Consider the following 6,900-nt stretch of genomic DNA (forward strand, 5'->3'; position numbering starts at 1 on the left):
GCGCCTCCCTGATCTCCAGGACCGGGCCGCGGGTGGCCCCGGCCAGGGCCGCGTACTGCTCGGCCCGGGCGAGCGCGTCCCGCCAGGCCGCCTCCCGGGCCGCCACCGCCACCGCGCCCGGGTCGCCGACCACGAACCCGAGCCCGTGCACGCGGGCCCCGGCCCCGGCGACCGCGACCGCGGCGGCGGCGACCTGGCCGGCCCGTTCCGGCCGGTCCAGGCGGACGGTGAGCCGGGCGCCCGCCTGGTAGGCGACCGGGCCCTTGCCCGGCTGGCGCGACTCCCAGTCCTCGTGCAGCTCCAGGCCGCTGGTGGTGCGGCGGGCCGGCTCGACCCCCTCGGCGTCCAGTGCCGCCAGGACCTGGTCGAGGGCCCGCCGGCAGGCCTCCAGGGCCTCCGCCGGGGTCGACCCGCGGGTCTCGACCCCGAGCTGGAGCAGGGCCGTGTCGGGGACGGCGCTGGCCGCCCCGGTCCCGGCCACGGTCACGGTCGCCTGGCCGGTCGGGATGCGCTCGGGCTCGGGCATGGCGGCTCCTCTCGCGGTGGGCCGGTGGCGGTCTATTCAACCGCGGCTTACGGTGAGGCGATGCGGGGTCGGGGGCGTCGGGTCAGGGTCGTGCTGGGTGCTGCCCTGGTCGCCGTCGTGGGCGCGCTGGCCGGCTGCACGGGCGGTGGGTCGCCGGACCGGGCCTCGCCGCCGGCCGGCCCCACCGGGACCCCCGGGTCCGGCGGGGCCGCGCTGGTCGCCCCGGGGACCTGGGAACGGGTCGAGCCGGGTGGGCGGACCCGCTGCGCCCGCGGGGGGCGGTTCGCGTTCTGGGCGCGGATGGGGGCGCCGGACCGGCTGCTGGTGTTCTTCGAGGGCGGGGGCGGCTGCTGGAACTACCGGTCGTGCGCGCGCGGGTCGACCTTCTTCGACGACGACGTGGACGCCAGCGACGACCCCTCGCTGGGGTCGGGCGTGCTCGACCTGGACAACCCGCCCAACCCGTTCCGGGGCTGGTCGGTGCTGTACGTCCCCTCCTGCACCGGCGACGTCTACGCCGGCGACGCCGTCCGCACCTACAAGGCCGGCGGGGCGTCGGTCACGGTCCACCACCGCGGCCACGCCAACGCCGTCGCCGCCCTCGACTGGGTGTTCCGGCGGGTGCCCGACCCGCGGCGGGTGTTCGTGACCGGCTGCAGCGCCGGCAGCATCGGCTCGATCCTGCACGCCCCCCGGGTTCTCCGGCAGTACCCGCGGGCCCAGGTGGGCCAGCTCGGCGACTCCCTCGGCTACCTGTTCAGCCAGCCGACCGACCTGGGCGAGCTGTGGGGCGCCGGCCGGGTCCTGCCCGGGTGGGTGCCGGGCGTGCGGTCGATCCCGCGGGCCCGCTTCACCATGCCGCGGTTCTACCAGGCGGTCGCCGCCCACTACCCGCAGGCGTCGTTCGCCCAGGTCAACTTCGACGACGACGCCGTCCAGCGGCGGTTCCACGAGGCCGCCGGGGGCGACCCGGACGAGTTCGCGGCCGCCCTGGAGGGCAGCCTGGCCGCGATCCGCGCCACCACCCCGAACTTCCGCTCCTGCCTGCTCGAGGGGTCGGCCCACTGCGCCCTGCCCCGGCCGGAGTTCTACACCCTGACCAGCGGCGCCGTCCGGCTGCGGGACTGGGTGGCCGCCCTGGCCGAGGGCCGGCCGGTGCCCAACCTCCCACCGGGGAGCTGACGGCGGGGCCGCTCAGGACCAGGAGAGGGCCGAGCGCTCCCGCCAGTAGCGCTCGGGCGGCTCGGCCAGGGCGGCCAGCTCCTCCAGCTCCCCCGGGTCGAGCTCGACCCGCACGGCGGCCAGGTTGGCCTCCAGCTGGGCCGGGGTGACCGCGCCCGACAGGACGACGTCGGCCCAGGGGTTGGCGAGCACGGCGGCCAGCGCGACCGCGTCCATCCCGACCCCGTGGCGGGCCGCGACCCGCCCGAGCGCCTCCGCCGCCGGGCCGCTCCCGTGCGGGGTCAGGCGCCCGTTGGCCACCGCCTCCTTGACGATCACCCCCCAGCCGGCCGCGCCGGCCTCGGCCAGGGCAGGCCCGGCGGACGGCTCCAGCAGGTTCCAGGTCGCCTGGACGCAGGCGAACGGGGCCACCCCGGCGGCGCTGACCTCCAGGGCGCGGCGGATGGTGTCGGCCTGGCCGGGCCCGCTGGACGACAGCCCGACCACCACCCCCTGGTCGCGCAGGCGGGCCAGGGCGCCCAGGACCGCCCGGTCCTCGAGCACGCCGGAGTCGAGGGTGGCCGAGTGGACCTGGTACAGGTCGAGGTGGCCGCCGAGCAGGTCGCGGCTCTCGGCCAGCTGGCGGGTCAGGGCGGCCAGGGAGTGGTCCTTGACCTCGTGGACGTCGGCGTCCATGCGCCAGTCGCCGACGTAGGTGTAGCCCCACTTGGAGCCGACGGTGACCTCGGCCGGGTCGAGCCCCCTGGCCTGGAGCCAGGACGCCAGGAAGGCCTCGGCCCGGCCGTAGGAGCGGGCCGCGTCCAGGTAGCGGACCCCGGCGCCGAAGGCCGCGTCCAGCACCTGGTGGCAGCGCCGCTCCAGCGCCTCGACCCCCCGGTCGGCGCCGAGGTCGGCGTCGCGGCCGAGGTCGATGTAGGCGGGCCGGCCGAGCGCGGCCAGGCCGAGCCCGACCGGGCTGACGGTCAATCCGGTCGAGCCCAGGGGGCGGAGGCGCACCGCCGGGATCAGGCGTTGGCCAGCGACGTCCCCGCCGACTGGAGGTCCTCGCAGGCCTGCACGACCCGGGCGGCCATCGACCCCTCGGCCTTGGCCATGTAGGTCCGCGGGTCGTAGGTCTTCTTCACGCCGACGTCGCCGTCGACCTTGAGCACGCCGTCGTAGTTCTTGAACATGTGGTCGGCGATGGGCCGGGTCAGGGCGTACTGGGTGTCGGTGTCGACGTTCATCTTGATGACGCCGTAGGTGATCGACTCGCGGATCTCGGCCAGCAGCGACCCCGACCCGCCGTGGAAGACCAGGTCGAACGGCTTGTCCTTGCCCGTCTTCTCGCCGACGGCCCGCTGCAGCTCGTTGAGGAGCTCGGGGCGGAGCTTGACGTGGCCCGGCTTGTAGACCCCGTGGACGTTGCCGAAGGTGGCGGCCAGCAGGTAGCGGCCCTTCTCACCGGTCCCCAGGGTCTCGGCGGTGCGCAGGGCGTCCTCGGGGGTCGAGTAGAGCTTGTCGCTCATCTCGCCGACGACGTCGTCCTCCTCGCCGCCGACGACGCCGATCTCCATCTCCATGACGATCCTGGCCTTGGCGCACTCGGCCAGCAGCTCCTCGGCGATCTGGAGGTTCTCGTCCATCGGCACCGCCGACCCGTCCCACATGTGGGACTGGAACAGCGGCTCCTTGCCGGCCGCGACCCGCTCCTGGGACAGCTTGACCAGCGGGCGCATGTAGCCGTCGAGCTTGTCCTTGGGGCAGTGGTCGGTGTGGAGGGCGATGTTGACCGGGTGCCTGGCCGCGACCACGTGGGCGAACTCGGCCAGGGCGACCGCCCCGGTGACCATGTCCTTGAGCCGCTGGCCGGACAGGAACGCCGCCCCGCCGGTGGAGATCTGCACGATCCCGTCGCTGCCGGCCTCGGCGTAGCCGCGGATGGCCGCGTTCAGCGTCTCCGAGGAGGTCACGTTGATGGCCGGATAGGCGAAGCCGCGCTCCTTGGCCCGGTCGAGCATCTCGTTGTACACGTCGGGGGTCGCGATGGGCATGATGACGCTCCTCCTGGGTGCCGGCCCGTGGTGGGGACAGTATGTGCCCACGACACCGGATCCCGACACCCTCAGATCTTGATCGTTCCATCACCCCAGTCGGGTGGTCAGGGGCTCAGCCGGCCTCGCCGGCCAGGAGGGCGCGAAGGCTGTCGTGCTCCTCCCGGCAGGCCTGGCAGCCGGCCAGGTGGGCCCGGAACCCGGGGAGGTGGGCGTCGGGGTCGCCGCCGGCCAGCTCCAGCTCGACGTAGCGGTCCAGCTCGGCGAAGCAGTCGTCGCAGCCCACCTCCGGCTCCTCGGGCCCGAGCAGCCCCTCGATCAGGCTCATCGACGGCTCACCTCCTCCCCGCCAGCAGCCCGGCCTCGGCCAGGTGGGCGCGCAGCTTGCGCCGCGCGTCGTGGATCGTCTTGTAGAGGGCGCCCCGGGTGGTGCCGCGCCGCTCGGCCAGCACGTCCAGCGGGACGCGGCCGGCGACCACCGTGAGCAGCACCTCCCGCTGCTGGGGGGTGAGCACCTCGCCAACGGCGGCCCGCAGCGCGGCCAGCAGCTCGGCGTGCTCGGCGGCGGCCTCGGGGCGGCCGTCCGGGTCGGCCAGGGCCACCCAGTCCTCGGGCGGCCGGGGCAGCTCCCGGTCCCGCCAGGCCATCCGGCGGGCCTTGGTCGCCGCCTCCAGCAGCGCGAACTTGTACGCCCAGGTGGTGAAGCGGCTCAGCCCGCGGAAGTCACCCAGGCGGGCCAGCACGCCCATCATGGCGTCGTCGGCCGCCTGGACGGCCAGGTCCTGGCGCTCGGCCGCGGACAGGCCGGCCAGCTGCCCCCGGCGGCGGCCGAGCTCGAACCGGGCCGCCCGCAGCAGCAGGGCGTGCAGCCGGTCGAGGGCGGCCTCGCGGTCGCCGCCCCCGCCGGCCAGCGCGGCCACCCAGGCGCGCGACTCCGGGTCCATCACCGGGTCCACGACCGGGAGCGTAGCAGCCAGGGCGCCGCCCATCGACACCTCCATACCCGTGGTTGGTGTCGCCCGGGTCGCGGCCCTTACCGGCCGGCGGGTAAGGACGGCCGCGGCCGCGACACCAAGCTCTCGAAGGTGTCCGTTCCCCGCACCCGGGAGGTGCCCCATGGCCGCAGCCCCCGACCGCGCCCGGCAGGCGTTCCGGATCCTCCAGGTCGGCTTCATCGTCGCCCCGATCCTGTTCGGGCTGGACAAGTTCTTCGAGGTGCTGGTCGACTGGGACCGCTACCTGGCCCCGGTCGCCACCGACGTCCTGCCCGTCAGCGGCCACACCGTCATGCTGGCCGTCGGCGTCGTCGAGATCGCCGCCGGCGTGCTCGTCGCCCTGCGCCCGCGCATCGGCGGCTACGTGGTCGCCGTCTGGCTGTGGGCGATCATCGTCAACCTGCTGGTCCTCGGCGACTACTTCGACATCGCCCTGCGCGACTTCGGGCTCTCGCTGGCCGCCCTCGCCCTGGCCCGCCTGGCCGAGGCCTACCCCGGCGACGGCGTCGTGCCCGCGTTCGCCGCCGGCTCCCGGCAGCGTCCGTGACAGCCGAGTTCCTCGCCCTGGCCACGACGATGAGAGGATGAGAGGCGTCCGTCCCCGCTCCTGGAGGGCGCCCGTGATCCACCGCGAACGGCTGGCCGCCCTGCTGGGGCGTGAGCGCGACAGCTTCGGCGAGCGGCACCCGCGCAGCCGGGCCGCGTACCGGGAGGCCGGGGCCAACCTGCTCGGCAACGTCCCCATGACCTGGATGAACAAGGCGGCCGGGCGCTTCCCGGTGTACCTGGCCGAGGCCAGGGGGGCGAGCGTCGTCGACCTGGACGGGCACCGCTACGTCGACCTGTGCCTTGGCGACACCGCGGCCATGGCCGGGCACTCGCCCGAGCCGGTGGTCGCGGCCGTGCGGCGCCGCTACGCCGAGGCCGGCGGGGCCACGGCCATGCTGCCCACCGAGGACGCGGCCTGGGTCGGGGCCGAGCTGGCCCGCCGGTTCGGGGTGCCGCTGTGGAGCTTCAGCCTGACCGCCACCGACGCCAACCGCTGGGCCATCCGGCTGGCCCGCCTGGTCACCGGCCGGCCCAAGATCCTGGTGTTCAACTTCTGCTACCACGGCACCGTCGACGAGAGCCTGGTCACCGCCGGCGGCGACGGGGCGGCCGCCCGCGAGGGCAACGTCGGCCCCCCGGTCGACCCGGCCGCCACCACCCGGGTGGTCGAGTTCAACGATCTCGACGCCCTCGACCGCGAGCTGGCCAACGGCGACGTGGCCTGCGTGCTGATGGAGCCGGCCTTGACCAACATCGGCATCGTCCTGCCCGCCCCCGGCTACCTGGCCGGGGTGCGCGAGCTGACCCGCCGCCACGGCACCCTGCTCATCAACGACGAGACCCACACCCTGTCGGCCGGGCCCGGGGGCTGCACCCTCGCCTGGGGCCTGGAGCCCGACCTGGTCACCGTGGGCAAGGCGATCGCCGGGGGGATCCCGGCCGGCGCCTACGGGGTGTCGCACGAGGTCGCGGGGCGGGTCGCGGCCCGCCGCGACGCCGACCTGGTCGACACCGGCGGGGTCGGGGGCACCCTGGCCGGCAACGCCCTGTCGGTGGCGGCCATGCGGGCCACCCTCGAGCAGGTCCTCACCGACGAGGCCTTCGAGCACATGATCGCCCTGGGCACCCGCTTCACCGACGGCGTCCAGGGGGTGCTCGACGCCTGCCAGGTGCCGTGGTCGGTGGTGCAGCTGGGGGCCAGGGCCGAGTACCGCTTCACCAGCCCGGCGCCGGTCAACGGCGGCCAGTCGGCCGCCGCCGGCGACGACCAGCTCGACGACTACCTGCACCTGTACCTGCACAACCGGGGCGTCCTCCTGACCCCGTTCCACAACATGGCCCTGATGTGCCCGGCCACCACCGAGGCCGACGTCGACCGCCACACCGAGGTGTTCGGGGCCGCCGTGGCCGAGCTGGTCGGCGGCTGACCGCTACCAGCAGGCGGCGGCCAGCAGGGCGGCCAGGGTGGCGGCCCCGAACGACCCCCAGGCCCGCTCCCGGAACGCCGCGGCCAGCCGCGCCACCAGGGCCGCGGTCAGGGGGAAGCCGAGGATGACCGCGAACGCGATCAGGTCGCCGAAGATCCACACCCACCAGACCCGCTGCCCGGTCCCGG

At 75.4% G+C, this 6,900-nt stretch carries 9 protein-coding genes; 3 read left to right on the plus strand and 6 right to left on the minus strand.

Annotated elements, in window-relative coordinates:
• Positions 1–526, minus strand: a 526-nt coding sequence (locus tag VF468_15500; protein HEX5879699.1) for an SIMPL domain-containing protein, incomplete at its 3' end; no start/stop codon positions are given.
• A gap of 60 nt (positions 527–586) precedes the next feature.
• Here VF468_15500 and VF468_15505 point away from each other — a divergent pair.
• Positions 587–1,708 carry a pectin acetylesterase-family hydrolase gene (locus VF468_15505; GenBank protein ID HEX5879700.1) on the plus strand — a complete coding sequence of 374 codons (1,122 nt, stop codon included), beginning with the start codon at positions 587–589 and terminating at the stop codon, positions 1,706–1,708.
• A gap of 12 nt (positions 1,709–1,720) precedes the next feature.
• Here VF468_15505 and VF468_15510 read toward each other — a convergent pair whose 3' ends face one another.
• The 4 genes from VF468_15510 to VF468_15525 all read right to left on the minus strand — a co-directional run bounded on the left by VF468_15510 (position 1,721) and on the right by VF468_15525 (position 4,730).
• Entirely contained in the window at positions 1,721–2,704 is a 984-nt protein-coding gene (locus VF468_15510; GenBank protein HEX5879701.1) for an aldo/keto reductase, read from the minus strand.
• 8 nt (positions 2,705–2,712) lie between these two features.
• Entirely contained in the window at positions 2,713–3,741 is a 1,029-nt protein-coding gene (gene fbaA / locus VF468_15515) for a class II fructose-bisphosphate aldolase (protein ID HEX5879702.1), read from the minus strand.
• Between the two features lie 115 nt (positions 3,742–3,856).
• Positions 3,857–4,069, minus strand: a complete 213-nt coding sequence (locus VF468_15520; protein HEX5879703.1) for a hypothetical protein — start codon at positions 4,067–4,069, stop codon at positions 3,857–3,859.
• Between the two features lie 7 nt (positions 4,070–4,076).
• Positions 4,077–4,730, minus strand: coding sequence for a sigma-70 family RNA polymerase sigma factor (locus tag VF468_15525; protein HEX5879704.1), 654 nt, complete (start codon positions 4,728–4,730; stop codon positions 4,077–4,079).
• 127 nt (positions 4,731–4,857) lie between these two features.
• Between VF468_15525 and VF468_15530 the strand changes: the two genes are divergently transcribed.
• Together VF468_15530 and VF468_15535 are read left to right on the plus strand one after the other, a co-directional pair.
• Positions 4,858–5,283 carry a hypothetical protein gene (locus VF468_15530; GenBank protein HEX5879705.1) on the plus strand — a complete coding sequence of 142 codons (426 nt, stop codon included), beginning with the start codon at positions 4,858–4,860 and terminating at the stop codon, positions 5,281–5,283.
• Between the two features lie 37 nt (positions 5,284–5,320).
• Entirely contained in the window at positions 5,321–6,712 is a 1,392-nt protein-coding gene (locus VF468_15535) for an aspartate aminotransferase family protein (GenBank protein ID HEX5879706.1), read from the plus strand.
• Between the two features lie 3 nt (positions 6,713–6,715).
• On the opposite strand, the gene VF468_15540 is transcribed toward VF468_15535, so the two are convergent.
• On the minus strand, positions 6,716–6,900 hold a 185-nt coding region (locus VF468_15540; protein HEX5879707.1), incomplete at its 5' end, for a hypothetical protein.

The sequence above is a fragment of the Actinomycetota bacterium genome, from assembly GCA_036280995.1.
Lineage (GTDB): Bacteria > Actinomycetota > CALGFH01 > CALGFH01 > CALGFH01 > CALGFH01.